The organism is Arthrobacter sp. E44, assembly GCF_041877125.1.
GTDB lineage: Bacteria > Actinomycetota > Actinomycetes > Actinomycetales > Micrococcaceae > Arthrobacter.
The window spans coordinates 184,443-205,693 of the sequence record NZ_JBHDJA010000003.1; the positions used below are offsets into that span (position 1 = coordinate 184,443).

Consider the following 21,251-nt stretch of genomic DNA (forward strand, 5'->3'; position numbering starts at 1 on the left):
CTATCACTTATGGTCCCTAAACCGGGGTTTTGGGGACCATAAGTGATAGAGCAACGAAAGGGCCTAGCCGCGGAAAACCTGGACCACCGCGGGACGGGGCGCGCGCACCTTGCCGGGTGCCGGCGTCGTACCTGCCGGGACGTAGTCCGGGAAGTAGGAGTTGGGCGCCTCGAAGGTGCCGTCCTCACCCGGGTGCTGCACGGAGACGAAGACCATCCGCTCGTCGTCGTGGATGACCGGCCCGCAGGTTTCGCCGTCACGCGGCACGGACAGGAACTGCTCCACCTTGCCGCGCTCTGCACCGTCGAGGGTGACCTTGAACAGGCCGTCGTTGTAGCCGATGCCGGAGGGCGCGCCGTCGGTGGAGATCCAGAGGTTGCCCACGGAGTCGAAGGCCACGTTGTCCGGGCAGGAGATGGGCGAGACCTTGTCCACCGGGTAGCCGGAGAAGTAGGTGACGTCGCCCTGCGCGGGATCGCCGCAGACCATCAGGAGGGTCCAGTTGAACCTGGTGGACGTCTGGTCGCCGGTTTCGGTGATTTCGACGATATGGCCGTCGCGGTTCTGGGTGCGCGGGTTGACCTCCGTGGCGCCTTCCTTGGTGCCGGTGCCGCGGTCCGAGTTGTTGGTGCAGACCACGTAGACCTTGCCGGTGTGCAGGCTGGGCTGGACGTCCTCGCAGCGGTCCATCTTGGTGGGGCCAACCTTGTCCGCGGCCAGGCGGGTATACACCAGGACCTCCTCGACGGACATGCCCGGGACGGCGGACTTGCCGCCCACCACCAGGGGCAGCCATTCGCCGGTGCCGTCGAACGCGCCGTCGGAGGGCAGTGCACCGGTGCCGGTGATCTCCGCGGCGGCTGAGTTGCCGGTGAACTTGGCAACGTACAGGTCGCCTTCGGTCAGCAGGTTCATGTTGTGCCGGCGGTCCCCCTCACGGTACTTATCCGCCGAGACGAACTTGTAGAGGTAGTCGAACTTCTCGTCGTCACCCATGTAGGCCACCACGTGGCCGGACTCGGCCACGATCACGTTGGCGCCCTCGTGCTTGAACCGGCCCATGGCGGAGCGCTTCTTGGGGGTGGAGGTGGGGTCGAAGGGGTCGACTTCCACGATCCAGCCGAAGCGGTTGGACTCGTTCTCGTAGCCGGGGTTGCGGGTGTCGAAGCGGGGGTCGTCCAGTTCCCACTGGCGCGCGGTCGGCTTGGCGGTGAGGCCGTAGCGCTTGTCGCCGGCGGAGGTGCCGCCCGCCACGAAGTAGCCGTTGAAGTTTTCCTCGCCGGAAAGGATGGTGCCCCAGGGGGTGGTGCCGCCGGAGCAGTTGCCGAACGTGCCCTTGATGGCGCGGCCGGAGGGATCTGCCACGGTCTTGACCAGTGCCGAGCCGGCAACGGGGCCGGTCAGTTCGTAGGTGGTGTCGGAGAGGTAGCGGCGGTTCAGCGGTGCACCCTTGACGTAGCTCCAAGGCTTGGTGGTGTTCTTGCGCTCCAGCTCCACTACGGCCAGGCCATGGGCGGCACGGCCAATGGCGCGGGTTTCCTTGGGGTCGTAGCCCGCGGGGACCATGATGCTTTCGTTGGTGTATTCGTGGTTGGTGAACAGCACCGCGCGGCGGCCCTTGCTGCCGGGGATTTCCACGATGTCCGTGTAGTCGTTGTTGTAGCCGAACTGGCGGGCCTGGGCTGCCGCGCTTTGGTTGTTCAGGTCGAACTCCGGGGAATCGTTGAACAGCGGATCGCCCCAGCGGATGATGGGCTGCCAGGTGAACCCTTCGGGCACGGTGAACGCGTCGACTGCCTTGTCCACGGGCTTGATGGCGGTGAACTGCAGCTTGGACTTGCCAAAGCCTTCCTTGGCGGCCTGGGACAGGCCGGCAGCGGAGGCAGGCTCAGCGGAGCCCACCACGGAGTTAAGGACGACGGCGAGTGCTCCGGCGGCGCCCATGCCCAGGGCGGCGCGGCGGGACAGGGTGGCGGAAGCGATATCGCGGAAGTAGCTGTTGGAGCTGGTGTTGCAGACGTCCCCGGCGCAGGCGTTGTCGCACTTGAGTGCGCATGTGACCGGGCTGCGCTTGCCCTTGGTGTGGCCGAGCATGGGCAACAGGGTGAACTTGCGGGCAATTTCAGACATGGGGAACCTTCCAAGGAATCTCTCTGGGGTGCCCGATCACCCTTCCAGCCGGTTCCTACCGGAAGCCATCAATTGGATGAACTCATGGTGAACCGCCCGTGACCTGCAGGAACGTTGCCAATCCCGCCATCGATTGCTGAGTAACTGCCGTTTAGGCCGCTCTAAACGGCAGTTACGGAGCAATCGATGGGGCGAGGAGGGCGTGGACCCGGCGGAGCCGATCCAGCCACCAGTCCCGGCGTTCCGCGGAAGCCGCAAACCGCTCAAGCAGCTCCGCGTCGGCGGCCACGTCGCGGAGGCGGATGGCGCCGTCGTCGGCCACCAAGGGATCCAGGGTGACGTCCGATTCGAACAGGGACACCGTCCCCAGGCCGCAGGCGTAGGGCAGCTCCGGCAGGGCGGCGGCGAGCGCCAGCCCCGCGCGGATGCCCACGGAGGTGTCCAGAGCGGAGCTGACGACGGCGGGAAGCCCGGCCTGTGCCACGATGTCCAGGGCGCGGCGTACTCCCCCGAGCGGTGCCACCTTGACCACGATCAGGTCCGCGGCGCCGGCGCGGGCCACGCGGAGGGGGTCGGTTTCCTTCCGCACGCTTTCATCTGCCGCGATGAGCACAGGAGTCCCCGCGTCCCCCAGCCGCGACCGGACCTCGGCCAGGCCCTCGATGGACGGCACCGGCTGCTCGGCGTATTCCAGCCCCACGGGCGCCAGCCGGGTCAGCGCCTCCACGGCGCCGGGCACATCCCACCCTCCGTTGGCGTCCACTCGGACGGCGGCATCCGGCAAGGCGGCGCGGACGGCGTGAAGCCGGGCGACGTCGTCGTCCAATGTCTGCCCCTGCTCCGCCACCTTGACCTTGACTGCGTCCACCCGGCCGAACCGGGCCAGGACGTCCGGCACCCGGTCCGCGGAAACGGCGGGCACGGTGGCGTTGACGGGAATGCTATGCCGCAGCGCAGGGGGGAAGCCCTCCCACCCGGCCTCGATCGCGGCGGCCAGCCAGCGGGACGCCTCGGCGTCGCCGTACTCAGGGAAGGGGCAGAACTCGCCCCAGCCCACGGGACCCCGGAGCAGGAGCGATTCGCGCTGCATAATGCCGCGGAACTTCACCCGCATGGGCAGGCTCACCACATGGGCACCCGCCAGCAGTTCTTCCAGCGGAGGAACTTTTTCGGGGAGGGCGGCGGGGGCTGGCGGGAGACCGGGGAGGGGCATGCGGTTTACTGTACGCGGGCAGGGGCAACTCCCCGTCAGGCTCCGGTAAGGGTGGTCCAGACGCCGATGCCTCCGGCCACGACCATGACGGCGGCGGTGAACCAGCCGAGCGTGGCGGCGAGCCGGCCGTTGGCGTAGTTGCCCATGATGGCTTTGTCCCGGGAGATGAGCATGGTGACCACCAGGAACGGGGCGGCCGCAATGCCGTTGACGGTGGCGCTGAAAACCAGGAGCCCGATGGGGTCGGCGGAGAAAAAGCTGATGAGGACGCCGGCAATGATTCCGACCCCCAGCAGCGTGTAGAACAACGGGGCACGCCGCGGGCTCAGGTCCAGGCCCCAGTCCTTGCCGAGCAGGCCGGCGAGTCCCGCTGCACCGGACGCGGCGAGTACTGGGACCCCCAGGATGCCGGTGCCGATGAATCCGGCGGCAAACAGGAACGTGGCGGCCGGCCCCACCACGGGCTCCAGGGCCTTGGCAACATCGGCCGCGGTGTTCACGTCCGTGCCGTCCTTGCCCAGGGTTGCCGCCGTGGCCGCCATGATTGAGAACATCACCAGGACGGAGAAGACCATGCCAATGAACACGTCGGCGCGGGCCTTCCGGAGGGTGTGGGCGGCGGCAGCCGCGTCCGGACGGTCCTTCAGTCCCACCGCCTCGTCACCGCCGTGCTCCTCGGCGCGCAATTCCTGGACCCTGTGCGCACTCTGCCAGAAGAACAGGTAGGGCGAGATGGTGGTGCCCAGCACGGCGACGATCAGGCCGAGGTATTCGGGGGCGAAGCTGAACTTCATTCCCAGCATGCCTTCCAACACGTCCGGCCAGTCGACATTGGCAACGAACAGGACCGCAACGTACGCCAGCAGCGTAAGACACAACCACTTGAAGACCTTCGCAATGACGGCAAACGATCCGCTCATGAGCGCGACGGCAATGCCTAAGCCCGCAAGCGCGCTCCACAGGTGGTCCGGGCCCGCACCGAGCATCTGCATGCCCTGCCCGATCGCCATCAGGTCCGCGGCGGCGTTGAGGATGTTGCCCACCAGCAGGGCAACGATCAGGATGCCGATCACCACCCGGGGACGGCGGGAGAACTTGCGGCGGGCCAGCCAGCCCAGGCTTTCCCCGGTGGCCAGTGCGGTGCGGTCGCAGATCTCCTGCACGGCCATCATCATGGGCAGCGTGACCGGCGCGGTCCACAGCATGCCGTTGGAAAAGGTGGCACCGGCTTTTGCATACGTGGCAATCCCTGAGGGGTCATCGTCCGCGGCACCTGTGACCAGGCCCGGGCCCAGCAGCGCCCCAAAGCGGCGCAGCAAGGACTTTTGCCGAGCGCCAGCTGCCGTGTCTTCGACCTGGGGCCGTCCGCTCGTTTGAGCCTTGCTCATACAGTTCTCTCCACTCACCATCGACCGCTAAGCCGCCCAACTGCTAAGCAGGCTTAGGATTCAGAGGCAATGGTAGGGCATGAAGCTGGGAGCAGCGGTCGCGTGGAGGCGCTCAGATCCACTTGTTGTGCTTGAACGCGAGGTAGAGGACCAGGCCCATGGCCACCATCAGGCCCAGCGCGTAGGGGTAGCCGTACGTCCACGCCAGCTCGGGCATGTTGGTGAAGTTCATGCCGTAGATAGAGGCCACCAGGGTGGGCGCGAACAGGATGGCGGCCCAGGACGAGATGCGCTTGACCTGCTCGTTCTGTTCCAGGCTGGACTCGGTCATGCGCTGCATTTCATCGTTTTGCCGCTGGGCCACGAGGGCTGCGTTGACGGCGAGGGCGTTCTGAAGCAGGGCCCGGAAGGAGGCCACACGCTCGTTGAGCCGCAGCACGTGGTCCAGGACGTCGCGCAGGTGGTCCTGCAGGACTTCCCCCGGCGGCCGCTCAGGGGTCCCCGCCATGAGTTGGCGAAGGATTCCGGCCAACGGGCTGGTGGCGCGCTGGAAGATGATTACCTGCCGGGAGAGCTCGTAGATCCTCCGCGAAACCTCCGGGTCGGCGCCAAAGAGGTCATCCTCAATTTCGTCGATATCGTTCTCCAAGCCGGCAGCCACAGGCTCATACTCGTCCACCACCTGGTCCAGGATGCCGTACAGCACGGCGTCGGGGCCCAGGGCAAGGAACTCCGGCATGGACTCCATGCGGCGGCGCACCTTTGCCAGGTCCGGGGACTCGGCGTGCCTGACGGTCACCACGTACTCGTCACCGACAAAAACGTGGATCTCGCCGAAGTCCACCTTTTCTACGTCGTCCCGGTACCGCGCCGGCCGGAGCACCAGGAACAGGCAGCCGCCGTAATGCTCCAGCTTGGCCCGCTGGTGGCCGGAGAGCGCGTCCTCGATGGCGAGCTGGTTGAGGTCGAATTCCTCGCCGACGGACTGCAGTTCCTCCGCGTCCGGCCGGTACAGGCCGATCCATGCCATCCCCTGTCGCTGCCGCAGGAGAAAGTAGGTTTCATCAAGGTCTTCGGGGTCCTCGGTGCGGAGTCCGTTTACGTAGACGGCGTTGTCAATGATGGTCACGGGTGGGCCTCCCGCTCGCGCTCCCAGTCATCCAGCAGCGCGGGCATCCGCGAGTTGAGGAACCGGTAGAACCGGGCCATCTCCGCTACCCGCGCCCGCGCGGCAGATCCCTCCGGGAGGGTTTCCGCCGTGGCATCGGTGAGTGCTGCCAGCTTCTCGTAAACGGTGCTGTTCCGCATCGACGCCACGTACCACTCATCGGTATGGAGGGCGTAGAGGTCCCGGCGGCTGCCGGGCTGCGAAATCCGGTGGACGAAGCCCACGGTCTGCAGGTACCGCACCGCCCCCGAGACCGCTGCGGCACTGGCGCCCAGCCGCTCCGAGAGCTCTGCGGCGGTGAGGCTTCCCTGTTCCGAGGAAACCAGCGCCAACAAGGTCCGCGCCGGCATCTTGGGGAACCCGGCCGCGGCGAAGGCGGCCGCGGTCCTTTCGGCAGCCGCGACGGTCAGTTCCGGGGTTTGCGCATCAGCCACGCCCATGTCAGTGGTCACATCGAACCCACCTCCCGCCGCCGCATTACCGAGACCGCCAGCACGGCTGCAACCGCGGCGATCAAGAGCATCCACCATGCGCCGCTCCAGTCCGTGGTGTCGCCGTGAGGAACCGGGGTGTGGGCGAATGGCGACAGGTCACGCAGGGCCTGATCAATCCCCAACATGGCGCCCAGGATGCCGAGCACCACGCCCAGGGCCAGCAGCGCCCAGCTGGCGGCGATGGTCGCTGCCGGCCACAGGACGAACACCAGCGCTGGAACGGAAAGGTAGATCAGGGCCGCCGGCAGCTGGGCCAGGGCGGTTTGCCAGAGGGCATCGGCGGGCATCGAGGTATCGCCGGAGCCGGTCAATGTTGCCCAGGCCCCCACACCTGCCAGGCCCACCACCAATACCACGGCCGCCGCCCCCAGCAGCAGGTAACCGGCCAGCCACCGGACCCGGCCCACGGGAGCGGACAGCAGCAGTTCGGCCGTCCCGGCCGCTTCCTCCTGCCGCAGCCTGATCACGGCCTGGAGCGCACACGCCGCCGCCAGGACCCCGGCCATCGAGAAGAGCACCGAGACCATGAGCTGGGTGAGCGAGGTGCCCTGGGACTGGAGCATGGCCCGCAGCATGGCGGTGATGTTGGTATCAGGGGTATCGACGGCGGCAATCGCCTTTCCGAGCGAGCCCGCCAGCAGGCCCAGGGCCAGGCCGCTGAGTCCCCAGCCGATAATCGATCCGGACTGCAGCCGCAGCGCCAGGGCCACCGGGCTCCGCAGCCCGGGCCGGGCTGCGGCGCGTCCCGGCCGTGTTCCCCACACGCTTGCCCCGCTGTCCCGCGTGCGGAGGATCAGCCAGGCGACTGCAAAGCAGGCGACGGCGAGGCCCACCGGCAGCACCAGCGGCCAGGTGCGGTTTCCCGAGAAAGCGTACGTCTGCTGGCCCCAGCCAATGGGTGAGAACCAGCTGGCGGACCCTTCCGTCATGGTGGTCCCGTCGGCACCGGGGGTCCCCGTGGCATCGCCGATCCCACGCAGGACGTAGGCCAGGACAACCAGTGCGGCGGACACGCCGTTCGCGCCGCGGGACGTCGGCATGAACTGGGCCACCAGCAGGCCCAGGGCAAGGAAGGCGAGCCCGACGGCGCCCGTTGCGGCTCCGGCGGTCAGGGAACCTTGCGCGTCCAGGCCCTGGGAGGCGAACCCTGCGAACACCGCCAGTGCCACGAGGATGTTCGCCGTGATGCCGTGCAGCAGGGTGGCGATGTTGGGCAGCAGGCGGCCGGCAGGCGTGGCGGCGACCAGTTCGGCAGTGCCGGTTTCCTCATCGGCACGCGTGTGGCGCACCGCCAGGAACGTGCTCATCAGCCCGGCCAGCAGGGCCAGGAACGCGTAGATCAGGAAGAACGTGAACGCCCCCTGGTCCGCACCGCGGGGTAGGCCGCGCAGCATCAGGATGGCGGGAGTGGCGATGGCCACCTGCAGGATCTCGGTGCGGCTCACCACACTGCCGTACGTCTGTGTGACGGCGGCCGCTGCAAACAGGGCGAAGGCCCCGATGGCCACCACCCAGCTTAGGAGCTGCCAGCGGTCCCGCCGCAGCCGCTGGCCCAAGAGGACCAGAAAGACTTCCATGTCAGCTCCGTCCCCTCGCACCCAGCAGGTGCCGCCGGGAACCGTAGCCAGCGGAAGCCGGAGCATCCGACTCCGGGGCAGCAGCGGTATCCCCGTAGTGCCGCAGGAACAGCTCCTCCAGCGACGGCGGGACAATCGTCAGGCCCTGCACGCCCAGCGCGCCCAATGCGGGAAGCACCTCCGCAATCCGGTCAGCGTCGGCGCTGAACCGGACCCGGCCGGCGTCCACCGTAAGGTCGTGCACCGCGCCGAGCCGGGACAGGGCTTCCGCGTCCAAACCGTCCGCAGCGAAGGAAACCTCGGACCTGGTGAGGTGCCGCAGGGACTCCAGCGTGCCGCCGTCGACGATTTTTCCGGCGCGGATGATGCTCACCCGGTGGCACAGCACCTCCACCTCGGAGAGGATGTGGCTGGACAGCAGCACCGTTGCGCCGCGGTCGACGGCGGCCAGCAGCTCCCTGCGGAAAACCTCCTCCATGAGCGGGTCCAGGCCGCTGGTGGGCTCGTCCAGCAGGTAGAGCTCGGCTTCAGTGGCGAGGGCCGCGATCAGGGCGACTTTTTGCCGGTTGCCCTTGGAGTAGGCGCGCCCCTTCCGGGCCGGATCAAAGTCGAACACCTGGCACAGGCGGTCCTTCCGGCGGCGGTAGGCCTCGCCGTCCGCCGTGCCGCCGCGCAGCCGGGACAGCAAATCGATGGTCTCGCCGCCGGACAGGTTGGGCCAGAGCCGGACGTCGCCGGGAACGTAGGCGAGGCGCCGGTGCAATTCTGCGGCCTGAGTCCAGGGTTCGAGGCCCAGAACCGTGGCGGCGCCGGAAGTTGCCCGGGCCAGGCCCAGGAGGACGCGCAGGGTAGTGGACTTCCCGGCGCCGTTGGGGCCAAGGAAGCCGTGGATCTCCCCGTGCTGGACTTCGAGGTCCAGGCCGTCCAGGGCCCTGACCCGGCCGAAGTGCTTATGCAGGTTCGCTGTCTGGACAACGGTGTTCATGATTCAAGTCTTCGAAGTTTTCACAAGTTTATGAAGGCACTAAAGTCCCAACTATGAGCCCCGACAAGCCCCTGTCCACCGGGCACGCCACCCGCACGGCAACGGCACCTCTTTACGCCGCCGGGTTCGTCACCGCTTTCGGCGCCCACAGCATCGCGGCAGGACTCGGTTCGCAAAGCGGGAACGTCGGCCTGACGCTGCTGAACCTCGGCATCCTGCTGGCCCTCTATGACGTGGCCGAAGTCTTCCTCAAGCCCGTGTTCGGAGCGCTCAGCGACCGGATCGGGGCCAAGCCTGTCATCGTCGGCGGACTCTTCGCCTTCGCCGCCCTGTCCCTCATCGGTTTGGGAGCCGCGGACCCGTTGATCCTTGCCCTGGCCAGGCTGGGACAGGGCGCTGCGGCATCTGCCTTCTCGCCGGCGTCGTCCGCCATGGTGGCAAGGATGGCCCGCGGCGGCAAGGCGGGCACCTACTTTGGCCGGTACGGGTCCTGGAAGAGCCTGGGCTACATTATCGGGCCGCCGCTGGGCGCGGGCCTGATCCTTGCCGGCGGGTTTCCGCTGCTGTTCGGAACGCTCTCAGCGCTGGCCGCCGTGACCGCCGTGTGGGTGCTGGTGTCCGTGCCGCATTTGGCGCCGCTGCCGCGGAAGCGGTACACGGTGATGGACCTGGCCCGGCAGGTCGGCGAGCGCCGTTTCCTGGTGCCCACACTGGTGCTGGCCGCAGCAACCGGCGCGCTGGGTGCCGCCGTCGGATTCATCCCCGCCCTGGCCACCCGCCATGGCATGGACGCATTCGCGGGCACGGCCGCGGTGAGCGTGTTGGCGCTGGGCTCGGTACTCACCCAACCCTGGATCGGAAGGCTGCGGGACCGCAACGCCATCACGGACAACAGCGGCACGACGACGGGCCTGCTGCTGATTGCCGCGGGCATCGGTCTGGTGGCGGTGGCCCCGGGTGTGGTCACCATCTTCGTGGCCGCGGCCTGCATTGGGACAGGCATCGGCGCGGTGACCCCCTTGGGTTTCGCGCATCTGGCCGACACCACCCCGCCGGAGCGGATGGGCCGGACCATGGGTTCGGCCGAACTGGGACGGGAGCTGGGCGACGCCGGCGGCCCGCTGCTGGTGGGCGGCATCGCCACGGCCACGGCGCTGCCGTTCGGGCTGGGCGCGCTGGCGCTGTTGGTGGCCGCGGCGGGCATCCCCCGGCTGGACCCGGTCAAACCCGCCGCGCCCAACTCCTGAGCGGCCATCCAGCTTTTTGTGTCACCCTTAACCGCGATGACTTCTTCACGGCAACTGCCCACCAGGACTCCGGCCCGGCCTGCCCCGGGTTCGGCGTTCCTGTTCGTGCTGTCCACTGCCGCGTGCATTGCCGGGCTGATGGCCACCTACTACTTCTTTGTCCAGACCACCACGGGCCAGTTCATTGATGAGTCCGCGCTGGTGGAAGCGGTGGAAATCCACGGGCCTGCGGGCAAGGCGGCCACCAAGTTCCTGGACTGGCTGCCCACCATCTCGCTGGTGATGGCCGCCGTCGTGGTCCTGTTTGTCACGGTGATCCGGCGGCACTGGGCCGAGGCCGGCATCGCCGTCGCTGCGTGCATTGGCGCGAACGTGGCCACCCAAGTGTTGAAGGACCTGCTGCCGGCGCGCCCGGACAAGGGTGTGCTGACCCTCGAACTGAATTCGCTGCCATCCGGCCACACCACCCTGGCGGCTTCAGCGGCGGCGGCAGTGTTCCTGATGGCGTCCCCGCGCTGGCGGCCCATGGCAGGCTTCGTCGGCGGCACCTTCGCCATTGCCTCCGGCGTGTCCACGCTGATCAACCAGTGGCACCGGCCCGCCGACGTGGTGGCGGCGTTCCTGCTGGTAGGGGCGTTCATGATTCCGGCCGGTTGGTTGATCCTCCGGCGCGGTTCGTGGAACGAGTGGGACGGGTTCGGTGAACATCTCGGCTCGGCCCGGATCTGGCTCACTCTGCCGGTGCTGATCGGCCTGGCGTCCGCGGGCGTTGCCGTCTATTCACTGATTCGGATTGCCCCCAGCCCTTGGCAGGAGGCCAGCACCACCAATTACTTTTGGGCCGGCATCTCGCTGATCGTGATCGCGGGGTACCTGGCCACTGTGGCCACTACGTCCCTGTTTGCGTTTGCCTCCCGACGGCGGCACGCGTCCCGCCGCTGACACGGAACGGCGGGTGCAACGCGCAGGTCAGTCCGCGGCGCCAAGGCGGGCCAGGAGGAAGCCCCGGCCAGGATGGCGTTCTCGATACCGCCTTGCTCCCCCCATGGCGGCGATAAGCTTCACGGCCCGCCTGGCCCTAGCACGAAACGGGCTTTTGCGGGGAGATCTTGATCAAACCTTGAGGATATTGAGGCCCTTAGCTTGAGGGGTGCGGCGGATAGTTAAAGGTGCCCGGGCGGCGTCTAGAAGCAGGCACCGCCGGGCAACTCCCTCTACGCGTCCCGCACGGATGTGCCTCTGTTCTTACTCGAGCGGGTCGAGCCGCTTGCGCAGAAGGCAGAACTCGTTGCCTTCGGGATCCTGCAGGACGTGCCACTGCGCCTCGCCGGTCTGGCCTACGTCCGCCGGCCGTGCACCGAGCGCCAGCAGGCGTTCCAGCTCGGCGTCCTGGTCCCGGTCCACCGGGTTGATGTCGATGTGCAGCGGAAGCCTCCCCACCCGCGGGTTGCTGCTTGGACTCAGGAAGATCGTTGGCTGCGCTCCCCCGAACCCGGCGTCCGGCGGCCCGATCTCGATCGCCCCGTCCTCCCGGTCAATCTCCACGTAGCCAAGCACGTCGCTCCAGAACTTCGCGAGCAGTTCGGGGTCAGCGCAAGTAAGGACCAGTTCACTTATACGGCATGACATGGTGCCAGTCTACGGAGGGGCTGCACCTGCCAGCTCGCTGACACATTCTTCGACGGCCTTTTCCATCCTCGAGGCGCATCTTCACCAGCGCGGCCCAGGTATCAGGAGCGCAATTGAAGCTGCGCGTCGGGGTCGAATATGCGCGTCGCGGGAACCACATTTATGACAGAACCAGCTCGGCGGGAGGCGGCGCCGCTGCCTTGGGGGTGTTGCAGCGGCACCTTCTTCCGCCGAGCGTGGCCTAACTGAGGACTACTATGAACGCTCAACCTCAGGAAGTGAGGGAGTAAATCGTCAACAAAAGCTCAAGTTATTTGAAAGCTCAACCGCCTCTGACCTGCGCTTCTATTCCGATTGCCCTACTTATCCACCGCCCTCCAAAGCGGCGGGACAGCCTGCTCTAGGCAGCGAGCGCAGCGTCAAGAATGTCCAAGGCGTTGGCACGCATGACCCCAAATGCCTGGTTCGGCCGGAGGCCTGCAACGTCCCGCAGCCAGACATAGGCTTCAATGCCGGCAACCGCGCGAAGCCTGACAGCCAGGGCGGCAGTGTCGATGCCGGATCCTCCGGTTTCCAGCGGGGACAGGGCGTCGCGGTACCAGCCCACAGCCCGGCCGCCGCGAAGCGTGGGCCGGGCCGCGCCCGGGGTTAAAGACAGCCGGAGCGATGCCCGCAGCTGTGGTTCCCAGGTGCGGATGAAGTCGAAGTGCGCGTCCAGGGTGCGCTCCAGGCGGTCACGCACGTCCGACGGCGGGTCCTCACCCAGCAGCGATCCCAGACCGGTCTCCGGGAGGGCCGCGTGCAGCAGCGCTTCCTTGTCCGGAAAGTACCGGTAGGCAGTGGTGCGGGATATGCCCGCTGTGGCAGCAACTTCTGCAACCGAAGGGTCCCGCCCGTCTTTCAGCAGATCCCGGAGGACGGACACCAGCTCGTCCCGCGTGCGCGACTTCTGCCGGGCCCTGCCGGTCTCCAGATACTTTTCATTGTGGCGTACGGACACAGGACTTATGATACATACGTACCGTAATGGTACGGACGTCCCATAAAAAATGAGGGGTTTCCCATGGCCGATCCCATTGCAGTGAATCCACAGCACTACCGGCTGGTCTTCGAGAACGACCGGGTCCGCGTCCTTGAGTACAGTGACGGCCCCGGCGACAGCACCGGCACCCATTCCCACCCGGACAGCGTGATGGTCACACTCACTTCGTTCGCCCGCCGACTCCGGTCGGGAGGCCGCGAAGTGGATGTGGAACTCGGGGCAGGGCAGGCCCGCTGGCTCGACGCGCAGGAACATTCGGGGACGAATACCGGCTCTTCCCCCACGCACTGCCTCTTCATTGAGCTGAAGGAACCGCGTCCGAAATCCCCCGGCGACCAGGAGCGTTCGCCGGCCACCCACACCGGGCGCCTTGGCCCTAGCGCTTCTTAGCCTGGTCCACGGTCAGCAGCAGCCGGCACCACGCATCAGTCAGCCAGCCCGCAAACTGCTCCGGGGTCCACCCGCGCTGGTCCACCAGCAACACCCAGTACTCGGGCCCGTTCATGCTCCAGACGGCGTCGGCCAGCTCTGCGGCCGGCCGGTCGGTCCGCAGCTCCCCGGTAGCGGCGAGGTCCTCTACAAACTTCAGCATGTTGGCCGCGCGCCGGTCGGAGATCTCCCGCCAGAGCGCAGCGCAATCGGCGTCGGTCCCCGCGGCATCCCGCAGGGCCACATACACCGGCGCGAGCCGGGGCTGGATGGCGGCCAGGGCGTGGGCGTAGATCGAGATCTTGTCGGCCGCGCGCTCCGCTTCCCTCAGGCGAATGACATAGTCGCGGCTCTCGGCGGGAACCGCATGGCCGGTCCCGGAGATGGCAGTTTCCACTACTTCCCGCAGCAGGTCAGGCTTGCGCCCGATGGCGGCGTAGACAGTGTCGACGGCGACACCCGCCCTCCGCGCAATGCCCGCCACAGTGGTGGAACGGTACCCCTCCCCCACAAACAATTCACGAGCGGCGGCGAGTACGGCATCCCGGGTTGCGGCCGCCTGTTGCTTCCGCCGGGGCGAGTGGTAGCGGCGTGCAGGGGCATTGACTTCACTCATCGCCGGGCCTAGCCTTAATCCATCCGAGTACACTTCGGATGAATTCTAGCAGGAAGCCCCAGGCCGCCAAGAGACCATCGCAAAGAAGCGGCAAAGGGGTGGAAGGGCAGGCCATCATGTCAGAGCACTACGACACCGTCGTGGTCGGCGGCGGCCAGGCCGGATTGGCCATGGGCTACCACCTGTCCCGCCTCAAGCGTCACTTCGTCATCCTCGACGAGAACGCCAGGACCGGTGACAGCTGGCGTGCCCGCTGGGACTCGCTCCGGCTGTTCACCCCCGCCCGGTACGACGCCCTTCCCGGCAGCCGCTACCCCGCCCCGCACTGGTCCTACCCGTCGCGGGAAGAGTTCGCCGACTACCTCAGCGGCTACGCGGACCGCTTCGCACTGCCGGTCCGCAACAACATCCGGGTCACCGGCGTCAGCCACACCGGACAGTGCTTCGTCATCGAAACGGACAACCAACGCATCGAAGCCGACAACGTAGTGGTCGCCCCGGGCTGGGACCGGAGGCCCAAAGTGCCGGCATTCGCACAGCAACTCAGCCCGCACATCAAACAGCTCACGGCGGGCAGCTACAAGAACCCAGCGGACCTCGCGCCAGGCCCGGTCCTGGTGGTCGGCGCCGGCAACTCCGGCGCGGACATCACCCTGGAGCTGGCCCGGACCCGCAGGACATACCTCTCCGGCAGGCACCCCGGCGAAATCCCCTGGCCCATCGACGCCCTGGCCACCCGCCCCCTCACCCTCGCCGTCTTCTTCGCGTTCTCGCACGTCCTGAACCTCAACACGCCTGCCGGCCGGAAGGCCCGCCCGCAGGTCCTGGCACACAGCGGGCCCCTGGTCAGGGTGAAGAACCGCGACCTGGTGCGTGCCGGCGTCGAACGCGTTCCCAGGACGGAAGGAACCAGGGATGGGTTTCCCATACTCGCGGATGGCCGGGCACTCGAGGTGGCCAGCATCATCTGGTGCACCGGTTTCACGCCGGACCTGGGGTGGATCCACCTGCCGGTGTTCGGCCCGGACGGCGAACCGGAACAGGACCGCGGGGTGGCCAAAGCGCAGTCGGGACTCTACTTCCTGGGCGCCATCTTCCAGCAGTCGCTGGCGTCCTCCATGGTCCACGGGGTAGGCCGGGACGCGGCCTTCATCGCCCGGCATATCGCCGCACGCACGCCACAAGCACCGGCAGCACGCCCCCGGCAAAAGGACGTCAGGCCGGAAGGTTCAGCTGCTCCACAATGATGCGGGCGGTTCCGGGGTCGCCCAGGATCTTGAAGTGCCCGGCCACCGGCAGTTCGATGTTGGTGGCGCCGGGCAGGACGCTTCCCTCCGGAATGTGCGGGTCAAAGGGTCCGTAAATGGATGTAATCCGGCTGTTGATGGTGAGCTCGCGGGACATCTGGAGCGTCAGGGCGTTCCGGGGCGAGAAGATCCGCAGGCTTGGCAGCAGCATGTACCGGGCGTAACGCGAGCCGGAAAACGGTGCGCATACGGAGATCATCCGGTCGATCCGGTGTTCGGGATCCAGGGAAAGCATGGTGTATTTGCCAATCAGGCCACCCTTGCTGTGCGCCACCAGGATTGCGCCGCGCAGCCCCGCCTCCTCCAGGTGCTGGGCCACGAGCTTGGCGGCCTCCGGCACCTTCAGCTTGTTGCGCTGGAGTACGGTGACCACGTGGACGGGATGCCCGGCGTCGTGGATGGCCTGGATGACCGGCATCATGAACTGCCAGTTTTCGTACACGCCGGGGATGATCACCACGGGCGCGCGGGTCCCGTTCCGGAAGGACGCCGGCTGCACGCGCGACAGGAAGCCGCGCACCTGCCAGCCCGCGGCGTACACATAGTCCTGCGCCCACCACACGGCCTTCTGCAGTGGACTGATGCGGGCAGCGGCGCCGGGATGACTCATGTGTCGAGAATAACCTCGACGGCCGCGCTACCCACCAAACCGGCCCGCAAACACGGTCAGTAGTTGCGGCGGTGCTTCAGGCGGGGAATCACGACGGCGAACACGGCTGCCGCCGCGAACCCCAGGATTCCGGTGGCTGAGATCCCCGGGCCCAGGGAGGCGAGCGCGGTCACCCCCGACAGGAGGACGGGACCGCCGGTGGACCCGGCGTCGGCCATGAACCGCCAGAGGCCCAGGAACTGCCCCCGGCCGCGGTCCGGCGAGAAGTCGGCGCCGAGCGTCATCACCAGCCCGGAGCTGATGCCGTTGCCGAAACCGATCAACAGCGCCGCCAGCAGCAGCCCAACAAAGGAGCCGGTGAGCGGGATCAGGAGCAGCGCCGTCCCCATGAGCAGCGTGGACGGGATTGCCACCCACTGCCGGCCCTTGCGGTCCATCAGTTTCCCGGCGGGATAGAACACCAGCATGTCGATCGCGCCGGACAACCCATAGATAAGGGAGGCCGAGGTGGCGTCCATCCCCAGGTGGTCGGACCAGAGCGGAATCACCACCTGGCGGGACGACCGCAGCGCGCTGAGCAGCAGGATGCCAACGCCCAGCGAAAGGAACACGCCCGCGTGCGAGACCGCGACGCTGCGGAGCGTGGGCTGGGGGCCGGCATCCCCACCCGGCCGGACCTCCGGCGTCGCCAGGTCCGGAATGGTGAGCGACAGCAGCGCGGCGGCCGCCATGGCCACCACGCCCACCCAGTAGGCGCCTGCAAGGCCGAAGAACTGCATCACCGCGGCCCCCGCAAACGGACCGATGAATACGCCGATCCGGTTCACACCGCCCAGGGTGGACAGCGCCCGGGCACGGAACGCCACGGGCACGGCCTCGGTGAGGTACTTCTGCCGGGCCAGGCCAAACACCGCCCCGGACATTCCGACGACGGCCATCGCCACCGCGAGCAGCCACAGTCCGTTCGAGGCAAGGGTGGAGGAGACGGCGGCTGCTGCCAGCGCCAGGCCGGCAGCGACGGCGGCGCCCACAATGGACCAGCGCTCACCGAAGCGGAGGGTCACCAGGGACGCGGGCAGGTTGAAGAACCAGGACCCCAGGCCGATCAGGGTGACGACCAGGGCCGCCACTGCCACCGACGCTCCCAGTTCGCGGGCGGACAACGCCACCACCGGCAGGATGGCGCCTTGCCCGATCCCGAAAAGCAGTGTGGGGCCGAAAGCGGCAACGGCAATGCTGCGCAGGCTGAAAGGCTCAGGATCATCAGGGGAAGTCATCGGATTTATCCTATGGCCGCCCATTGTGGTCCCCCTGCATTGGAAAGGGGGCCTGGTACAGGGGTTCCTCGCCCGCCCTTCCTCCTAGAATCTCCGTACGCAGCACATTGGGGTGATGCCACATGGCGGGAAAGCACGAAACTCCGCGTGAGGAAGGGATCGTGGAGCGTCTACAGGACCTTGTCCTGAGGACTCCGGACATGGCGGAGCTGCTCCACGAACTCGTGACCCTCTCTGCCGCGGCGCTTTCCGTCCACACCAGGCTGCTCTGCGGCGTCACTATGGTGCGGAAGAAGAAACCGGCAACGGTGGCCACCAGCCATTCGCGGGTCAAAGCCATGGATGAGCTGCAGTATGCCTATGGCGACGGGCCTTGCCTGACCGCCCTCCGGGACCTGGTCACCGTCTACATCCCCACATTGCATGAGGAGAGCCGCTGGCCCCATTACTGTGCCACGGCCTGGGACGAAGGCATCCGCTCCATCCTCTCCGTTCCGCTGCCGCTGGAAGGGGAGGCAAGTGCGGCACTCAATCTGTACGCCGCCCAAACGCACGCCTTCAGCGATGAAGCAATTCACAAGGCGGAAGTGCATGCGGGCCAGGCGTCCAAGGCGCTGCGCCTGGCCGTGCGCCTGGCACAGCTGACGGAGGACCGCGACAATCTGGCAGCAGCACTGGAGTCGAGGACCATCATCGACCTGGCAACGGGAATCATCATGGCCCAGAACAACTGCAACCAGGACACCGCCATCAAGGTCCTGCGGAGCGCCTCCAACACCCGCAACCGCAAGCTTCACACGTGGCAGCCTTGCTGGTGGCCTCGGTGAGCAAGGATCCCAACGTCATTACGCACTTCGACTGAGGCTTAGGTTCAACAGGGGCAAGGTTCACCGGACGCGCGGCTCGAACCCGGCCAGGGCCCGGAAGAAATTCACCAGCTCAACAATGGCGCCAATGATCGAACCCACGATCCCGAGCACCAGGAACACCCGCACCACTACGGGCCAGCCCGACCAGCTGGTGCCGAAATCGAAGGGGAAGACCTGCCACATTCGCAGCATGGCCGCCACCCCTATGCCCATGACCACAATGTTTCCCAGCGAAAGGAGGGCCCGCGAATGGATCACCGCGCAGACCAGGTTCACAATGATGCCGGCGATGAGGGATGCGTTGATGAGGTCAAGGACGCGGGTCATGTCCGCGGTGAGGAACGGAACTATCTGCCAGCCCGGCCAGACGTTGATCCCCCACAGCAACAGGGCGTTGATCACGGCGGAGCCAACGTTGCCGCTCCGGCTGGTGGTAGTCCTGGCCGCCATGCCAACAGCGTCCCGCATGGACACCCGCGGCAAAAAGTGCCGAAGGTCCCCCGACGCAGGAAGCGCCCGGGGACACCGCCCGCAGGGGACGGCAGGCCGTTCGGCACTGTTCCAGCGGTCCCGGCAGCACGGAGCCTATTTGGAAACGGAGCCTTTTTGAAGGAGGTGGTTGGCAGTGTTCACTCTTCGCACCCTTGGCGGGATCGCCCTCCTGATGGCTGGGAGCAGCTGGCTGTGGCTGACGCCCACGTTCGCCAGTAAAGGGGTCAACACCTCCGGCGTCTGGTGGGCCATCACCATGGTGCTGTCGCTGCTGACCGTGCTGGGATTCCTGGTGGCCACGTGGGGACTGTTCGCCCGGTGGAGCTGGTGGGAGTACGCAGCCCTGGCCTCTGCGGCGCTGGGGCTGGTCACCCTGGTGCCGTTCTGGGTGGCGGCAACGGGCGGAGGCGAGACGGTGGGGACCACCGCATGGAACGTCTTCGTGCACGTCCTGATGGTGGCCGGCGTCGCGGTGTTGCTGCTGGTACCGCCCCTGGAACGCTGGGTCAACCAGCAGGTGATGGGCTAGCTGGAGGTCAGTAACCGGCCAGGAGCTCAGCGGCCTTGCCGTTCGCTGCCGCGTTCACCAGTTCTTCGGCCACGATATGCAGTTTGGTGTTGGCGTGCTGGCTCCTGCTGGCCAGGAGCTGGAATGCGGCAGGGCCGTCCGCCCCCTGCAGTGCCATGACAATGCCCTTGGCCTGTTCAATCAGGGCCTTATGCCCGAGGGCTCCCTCGATGGCTTCCTCGGCGGCGTGCTGGGACTCGATGCGCAGGCTTTGGGTCACGTCCACCATGAAGCCGCGGACGTAGTCCACCTGTCCGGATGGTTCCACAACAGCCTGGATGGCAGAAAAAACGCGCCGTTCCCTGCCCCGGACGTCAACGACCCGGTGCAGCAGCGCTCCTTGGCCGCCGCCTTCCAGGAGGTCCGCCCAGATCTCCTGGATGCGCTCCCGATCCAATTGGTGCTTGTGGGCCATGAACAGTTCGAAGGTGGGCACCACCTCACCCTGCTTGAGTCCGTGTATACCGTACATGCCCTCGGACCACACCATTTTCCCGGAGGGGACATGCAGTTCGAACGTCCCTGAGGGGCAATGGGCAGAGGGCTGCAGCGGATATAGATACGTATCAAGCTTTGACCACATACATTCCTCCCAAAGTCAGGTACACCCCCGGCGGGCTAACGGCACCCACCCTAACCGACCAGTATGAAGAGGACACGTCATATTCCGCCCAGCAGATGCCGGAAAAGTACAGGGGTCACAAAGATGCGGGAACGGAGTACTGTTCGCCCTAGGGGGCGCTGGTGGTCTGCGCCCACAGCCAAGGGGAGGTCATTTCATGGGTGAAGTGTGGATCCGCACGCTGGGCAACGGGCTGGTCCGGGCCGATCGAGTCACCGAGATTACATCCACCCGCGGGTCACGGCAGGAGGACCGCGGGTATTCACTGAAGGTCATTGTGGACGGCAAGAGCCACGCGCTGATTGACGACGGCGGGCTGCAGGGTTCCCTGCCTGAGCGGCTGGAATATGCCAGGCACATGGAGGACGCCCTGCTGCTGGCAATCGACGAGGCGCGGGGAAGCGACGTGTCCATGGTGGTCTCCTACGAACCGGAACGCGAGCGCTGGTCGACCGCTCCCGTATCAGTATTAACGGGAAAGCTCCCCGAAGTCGTCTAACAGGCAAAGCCCCAACTGGGTCGCAGTTGTTGTCGTTTTCGGGGCTGATAACGACATTAACTGCGACTCAGTTGGGGCCTCGGACGGACATCAGCTGTGTGTCGGTTCCTCGACGAGCGCAGTGGCGATGCTGGCAGCGTCCTCCAGCGCGGCGAGGAACCGCTCGGCGTCCAGGGCTGCGGCGCAGCCGGTTCCGGCGGCGGTGATTGCCTGGCGGTACCGGTGATCCACGGCGTCGCCGCAGGCAAAGACCCCGGGCAGGTTGGTGCACGTGGTGGGCGCGTCAACCTTGATGTAGCCTTCCTCGTCCAGGTCCACCTGGCCGGCCACGAGGTCGGTGCGCGGCAAATGGCCGATGGCCACGAAGATGCCGGTGGCGTCCTGGTGCCGGGTTTCCCCTGTGCGGGTGTCCGTGAGGGTGACGCCGGTGACTTTGCCGTCGCCGTGGATGGCCGTGACGGCGGAGTTCCAGGCGAAGCTGATCTTGGGGTTGTCCTTGGCACGCTGGGCCATGATGCGGGAGGCCCGGAGCTCGCCCTTGCGCACGACGACGGTGACGGACTTTCCGAAGCGGGTCAGGAAGGTTGCTTCCTCCATGGCGGAGTCACCGCCGCCCACCACGATGATGTCCTGTTCGCGGAAGAAGAAGCCGTCGCAGGTGGCGCACCAGGAAACGCCGTGGCCGCTGAACTTTTTCTCCTCCGGCAGGCCGAGTTCCTTGTAGGCGGAGCCGGTGGCCAGGATGACAGCCGTTGCCTCGTAAGTCTCCCCGCCGCCGGTGACCACGCGCTTGACGGGACCTTTCAGGTCAACGGACGTGGCGTCGTCGTACTCAATACGCGCACCGAACTTTTCCGCCTGCTGCTGCAACCCGTCCATCAGCTCCGGGCCCTGGACTCCGCCCGGGAAGCCCGGGAAGTTTTCCACTTCGGTAGTGTTCATCAGCGCTCCACCGGCGGTGACGGACCCGGCCAGGACCAGGGGGTTCAGGCCGGCGCGGGCGGCGTAAATGGCGGCGGTGTAGCCGGAGGGGCCGGAGCCGATGATGATCAGCTGTTCTTTGCTCATTGGTTGTCCTTCGGTGGCGGT

At 66.9% G+C, this 21,251-nt stretch carries 22 protein-coding genes; 7 read left to right on the forward strand and 15 right to left on the reverse strand.

Annotation, left to right across the window (positions count from 1 at the left end; genetic code table 11):
• Positions 1 to 63: 63 nt before the first annotated feature.
• From ACETK3_RS04655 to ACETK3_RS04685, 7 genes are all read right to left on the reverse strand, one after another.
• Positions 64 to 2,130 carry a PhoX family phosphatase gene (locus tag ACETK3_RS04655; RefSeq protein WP_237428716.1) on the reverse strand — a complete coding sequence of 689 codons (2,067 nt, stop codon included), beginning with the start codon at positions 2,128 to 2,130 and terminating at the stop codon, positions 64 to 66.
• Positions 2,131 to 2,302: 172 nt separating this feature from the next.
• The gene (locus ACETK3_RS04660) at positions 2,303 to 3,343 is read right to left on the reverse strand and encodes an o-succinylbenzoate synthase (RefSeq protein ID WP_237428717.1); all 1,041 of its coding nucleotides are present in this window, start codon (positions 3,341 to 3,343) and stop codon (positions 2,303 to 2,305) included.
• A 35-nt stretch (positions 3,344 to 3,378) separates the two neighbouring features.
• Positions 3,379 to 4,731 (reverse strand): Nramp family divalent metal transporter, encoded by a 1,353-nt coding sequence (locus ACETK3_RS04665; protein WP_236799231.1) that lies wholly within the window; start codon positions 4,729 to 4,731, stop codon positions 3,379 to 3,381.
• A gap of 112 nt (positions 4,732 to 4,843) precedes the next feature.
• Positions 4,844 to 5,860: a magnesium and cobalt transport protein CorA gene (locus tag ACETK3_RS04670; RefSeq protein ID WP_236799232.1), complete on the reverse strand. Its 1,017-nt coding sequence runs from the start codon at positions 5,858 to 5,860 to the stop codon at positions 4,844 to 4,846.
• Positions 5,857 to 6,351 (reverse strand): GbsR/MarR family transcriptional regulator, encoded by a 495-nt coding sequence (locus ACETK3_RS04675; protein WP_236799233.1) that lies wholly within the window; start codon positions 6,349 to 6,351, stop codon positions 5,857 to 5,859. The genes ACETK3_RS04670 and ACETK3_RS04675 overlap by 4 nt, the downstream gene beginning before the upstream one ends.
• Complete coding sequence (locus tag ACETK3_RS04680; protein ID WP_237428718.1) at positions 6,348 to 7,970, reverse strand: ABC transporter permease; 1,623 nt, start codon at positions 7,968 to 7,970, stop codon at positions 6,348 to 6,350. Before ACETK3_RS04680 ends, ACETK3_RS04675 begins: the two co-directional genes overlap by 4 nt.
• A gap of 1 nt (position 7,971) precedes the next feature.
• Positions 7,972 to 8,955 carry an ABC transporter ATP-binding protein gene (locus ACETK3_RS04685; protein WP_237428719.1) on the reverse strand — a complete coding sequence of 328 codons (984 nt, stop codon included), beginning with the start codon at positions 8,953 to 8,955 and terminating at the stop codon, positions 7,972 to 7,974.
• Between the two features lie 53 nt (positions 8,956 to 9,008).
• On the opposite strand from ACETK3_RS04685, the gene ACETK3_RS04690 reads away from it, so the two are divergent.
• Positions 9,009 to 10,202, forward strand: coding sequence for an MFS transporter (locus tag ACETK3_RS04690; RefSeq protein ID WP_236799236.1), 1,194 nt, complete (start codon positions 9,009 to 9,011; stop codon positions 10,200 to 10,202).
• A gap of 36 nt (positions 10,203 to 10,238) precedes the next feature.
• Positions 10,239 to 11,144 (forward strand): phosphatase PAP2 family protein, encoded by a 906-nt coding sequence (locus ACETK3_RS04695; RefSeq protein WP_236799237.1) that lies wholly within the window; start codon positions 10,239 to 10,241, stop codon positions 11,142 to 11,144.
• Between the two features lie 303 nt (positions 11,145 to 11,447).
• Here the strand turns inward: ACETK3_RS04695 and ACETK3_RS04700 are convergent, their stop codons facing one another.
• Complete coding sequence (locus tag ACETK3_RS04700; protein WP_236799238.1) at positions 11,448 to 11,831, reverse strand: VOC family protein; 384 nt, start codon at positions 11,829 to 11,831, stop codon at positions 11,448 to 11,450.
• A 400-nt stretch (positions 11,832 to 12,231) separates the two neighbouring features.
• Positions 12,232 to 12,831 (reverse strand): TetR/AcrR family transcriptional regulator, encoded by a 600-nt coding sequence (locus tag ACETK3_RS04705; protein ID WP_236799239.1) that lies wholly within the window; start codon positions 12,829 to 12,831, stop codon positions 12,232 to 12,234.
• Positions 12,832 to 12,894: 63 nt separating this feature from the next.
• Between ACETK3_RS04705 and ACETK3_RS04710 the strand changes: the two genes are divergently transcribed.
• Positions 12,895 to 13,263 (forward strand): cupin domain-containing protein, encoded by a 369-nt coding sequence (locus ACETK3_RS04710; protein WP_373992582.1) that lies wholly within the window; start codon positions 12,895 to 12,897, stop codon positions 13,261 to 13,263.
• On the opposite strand, the gene ACETK3_RS04715 is transcribed toward ACETK3_RS04710, so the two are convergent.
• A complete protein-coding gene (locus ACETK3_RS04715) occupies positions 13,250 to 13,918 on the reverse strand; it encodes a TetR/AcrR family transcriptional regulator (protein WP_236799241.1) in 669 nt (222 codons plus the stop codon). The two genes, ACETK3_RS04710 and ACETK3_RS04715, sit on opposite strands and share 14 nt — an antisense overlap.
• A 116-nt stretch (positions 13,919 to 14,034) precedes the next feature.
• Between ACETK3_RS04715 and ACETK3_RS04720 the strand changes: the two genes are divergently transcribed.
• A complete protein-coding gene (locus ACETK3_RS04720; protein WP_373992583.1) occupies positions 14,035 to 15,165 on the forward strand; it encodes a flavin-containing monooxygenase in 1,131 nt (376 codons plus the stop codon).
• On the opposite strand, the gene ACETK3_RS04725 is transcribed toward ACETK3_RS04720, so the two are convergent.
• Together ACETK3_RS04725 and ACETK3_RS04730 are read right to left on the reverse strand one after the other, a co-directional pair.
• Entirely contained in the window at positions 15,134 to 15,835 is a 702-nt protein-coding gene (locus ACETK3_RS04725) for a triacylglycerol lipase (RefSeq protein ID WP_236799243.1), read from the reverse strand. The genes ACETK3_RS04720 and ACETK3_RS04725 overlap by 32 nt on opposite strands.
• A gap of 56 nt (positions 15,836 to 15,891) precedes the next feature.
• The gene (locus ACETK3_RS04730) at positions 15,892 to 17,112 is read right to left on the reverse strand and encodes an MFS transporter (protein ID WP_373992584.1); all 1,221 of its coding nucleotides are present in this window, start codon (positions 17,110 to 17,112) and stop codon (positions 15,892 to 15,894) included.
• Between the two features lie 161 nt (positions 17,113 to 17,273).
• On the opposite strand from ACETK3_RS04730, the gene ACETK3_RS04735 reads away from it, so the two are divergent.
• Positions 17,274 to 17,939 carry an ANTAR domain-containing protein gene (locus ACETK3_RS04735; protein WP_373992585.1) on the forward strand — a complete coding sequence of 222 codons (666 nt, stop codon included), beginning with the start codon at positions 17,274 to 17,276 and terminating at the stop codon, positions 17,937 to 17,939.
• A 60-nt stretch (positions 17,940 to 17,999) separates the two neighbouring features.
• Here the strand turns inward: ACETK3_RS04735 and ACETK3_RS04740 are convergent, their stop codons facing one another.
• Positions 18,000 to 18,431, reverse strand: coding sequence for a hypothetical protein (locus tag ACETK3_RS04740; protein ID WP_236799246.1), 432 nt, complete (start codon positions 18,429 to 18,431; stop codon positions 18,000 to 18,002).
• A gap of 175 nt (positions 18,432 to 18,606) precedes the next feature.
• Between ACETK3_RS04740 and ACETK3_RS04745 the strand changes: the two genes are divergently transcribed.
• The gene (locus tag ACETK3_RS04745) at positions 18,607 to 19,002 is read left to right on the forward strand and encodes a hypothetical protein (protein WP_373992586.1); all 396 of its coding nucleotides are present in this window, start codon (positions 18,607 to 18,609) and stop codon (positions 19,000 to 19,002) included.
• A 7-nt stretch (positions 19,003 to 19,009) separates the two neighbouring features.
• Here ACETK3_RS04745 and ACETK3_RS04750 read toward each other — a convergent pair whose 3' ends face one another.
• Positions 19,010 to 19,624: a PAS and ANTAR domain-containing protein gene (locus ACETK3_RS04750; RefSeq protein WP_373992587.1), complete on the reverse strand. Its 615-nt coding sequence runs from the start codon at positions 19,622 to 19,624 to the stop codon at positions 19,010 to 19,012.
• 196 nt (positions 19,625 to 19,820) lie between these two features.
• Between ACETK3_RS04750 and ACETK3_RS04755 the strand changes: the two genes are divergently transcribed.
• Complete coding sequence (locus tag ACETK3_RS04755) at positions 19,821 to 20,162, forward strand: hypothetical protein (protein WP_373992588.1); 342 nt, start codon at positions 19,821 to 19,823, stop codon at positions 20,160 to 20,162.
• Positions 20,163 to 20,252: 90 nt separating this feature from the next.
• On the opposite strand, the gene trxB is transcribed toward ACETK3_RS04755, so the two are convergent.
• Complete coding sequence (gene trxB / locus ACETK3_RS04760) at positions 20,253 to 21,230, reverse strand: thioredoxin-disulfide reductase (protein WP_373992589.1); 978 nt, start codon at positions 21,228 to 21,230, stop codon at positions 20,253 to 20,255.
• Between the last annotated feature and the right edge of the window lie 21 nt (positions 21,231 to 21,251).

Excerpts from the sequence above, each read along its gene's own strand:
- ACETK3_RS04725 (WP_236799243.1), bottom strand. The coding sequence starts at position 15,835 with ATGAGTCATCCCGGCGCCGCTGCCCGCATCAGTCCACTGCAGAAGGCC.
- ACETK3_RS04695 (WP_236799237.1), top strand. The coding sequence starts at position 10,239 with ATGACTTCTTCACGGCAACTGCCCACCAGGACTCCGGCCCGGCCTGCC.
- ACETK3_RS04755 (WP_373992588.1), top strand. The coding sequence starts at position 19,821 with ATGGGTGAAGTGTGGATCCGCACGCTGGGCAACGGGCTGGTCCGGGCC.
- ACETK3_RS04710 (WP_373992582.1), top strand. The coding sequence starts at position 12,895 with ATGGCCGATCCCATTGCAGTGAATCCACAGCACTACCGGCTGGTCTTC.
- ACETK3_RS04690 (WP_236799236.1), top strand. The coding sequence starts at position 9,009 with ATGAGCCCCGACAAGCCCCTGTCCACCGGGCACGCCACCCGCACGGCA.
- ACETK3_RS04655 (WP_237428716.1), bottom strand. The coding sequence starts at position 2,130 with ATGTCTGAAATTGCCCGCAAGTTCACCCTGTTGCCCATGCTCGGCCAC.
- trxB (WP_373992589.1), bottom strand. The coding sequence starts at position 21,230 with ATGAGCAAAGAACAGCTGATCATCATCGGCTCCGGCCCCTCCGGCTAC.
- ACETK3_RS04720 (WP_373992583.1), top strand. The coding sequence starts at position 14,035 with ATGTCAGAGCACTACGACACCGTCGTGGTCGGCGGCGGCCAGGCCGGA.
- ACETK3_RS04685 (WP_237428719.1), bottom strand. The coding sequence starts at position 8,955 with ATGAACACCGTTGTCCAGACAGCGAACCTGCATAAGCACTTCGGCCGG.
- ACETK3_RS04665 (WP_236799231.1), bottom strand. The coding sequence starts at position 4,731 with ATGAGCAAGGCTCAAACGAGCGGACGGCCCCAGGTCGAAGACACGGCA.
- ACETK3_RS04740 (WP_236799246.1), bottom strand. The coding sequence starts at position 18,431 with ATGGCGGCCAGGACTACCACCAGCCGGAGCGGCAACGTTGGCTCCGCC.
- ACETK3_RS04730 (WP_373992584.1), bottom strand. The coding sequence starts at position 17,112 with ATGACTTCCCCTGATGATCCTGAGCCTTTCAGCCTGCGCAGCATTGCC.
- ACETK3_RS04750 (WP_373992587.1), bottom strand. The coding sequence starts at position 19,624 with ATGTGGTCAAAGCTTGATACGTATCTATATCCGCTGCAGCCCTCTGCC.
- ACETK3_RS04715 (WP_236799241.1), bottom strand. The coding sequence starts at position 13,918 with ATGAGTGAAGTCAATGCCCCTGCACGCCGCTACCACTCGCCCCGGCGG.
- ACETK3_RS04660 (WP_237428717.1), bottom strand. The coding sequence starts at position 3,343 with ATGCCCCTCCCCGGTCTCCCGCCAGCCCCCGCCGCCCTCCCCGAAAAA.
- ACETK3_RS04700 (WP_236799238.1), bottom strand. The coding sequence starts at position 11,831 with ATGTCATGCCGTATAAGTGAACTGGTCCTTACTTGCGCTGACCCCGAA.
- ACETK3_RS04680 (WP_237428718.1), bottom strand. The coding sequence starts at position 7,970 with ATGGAAGTCTTTCTGGTCCTCTTGGGCCAGCGGCTGCGGCGGGACCGC.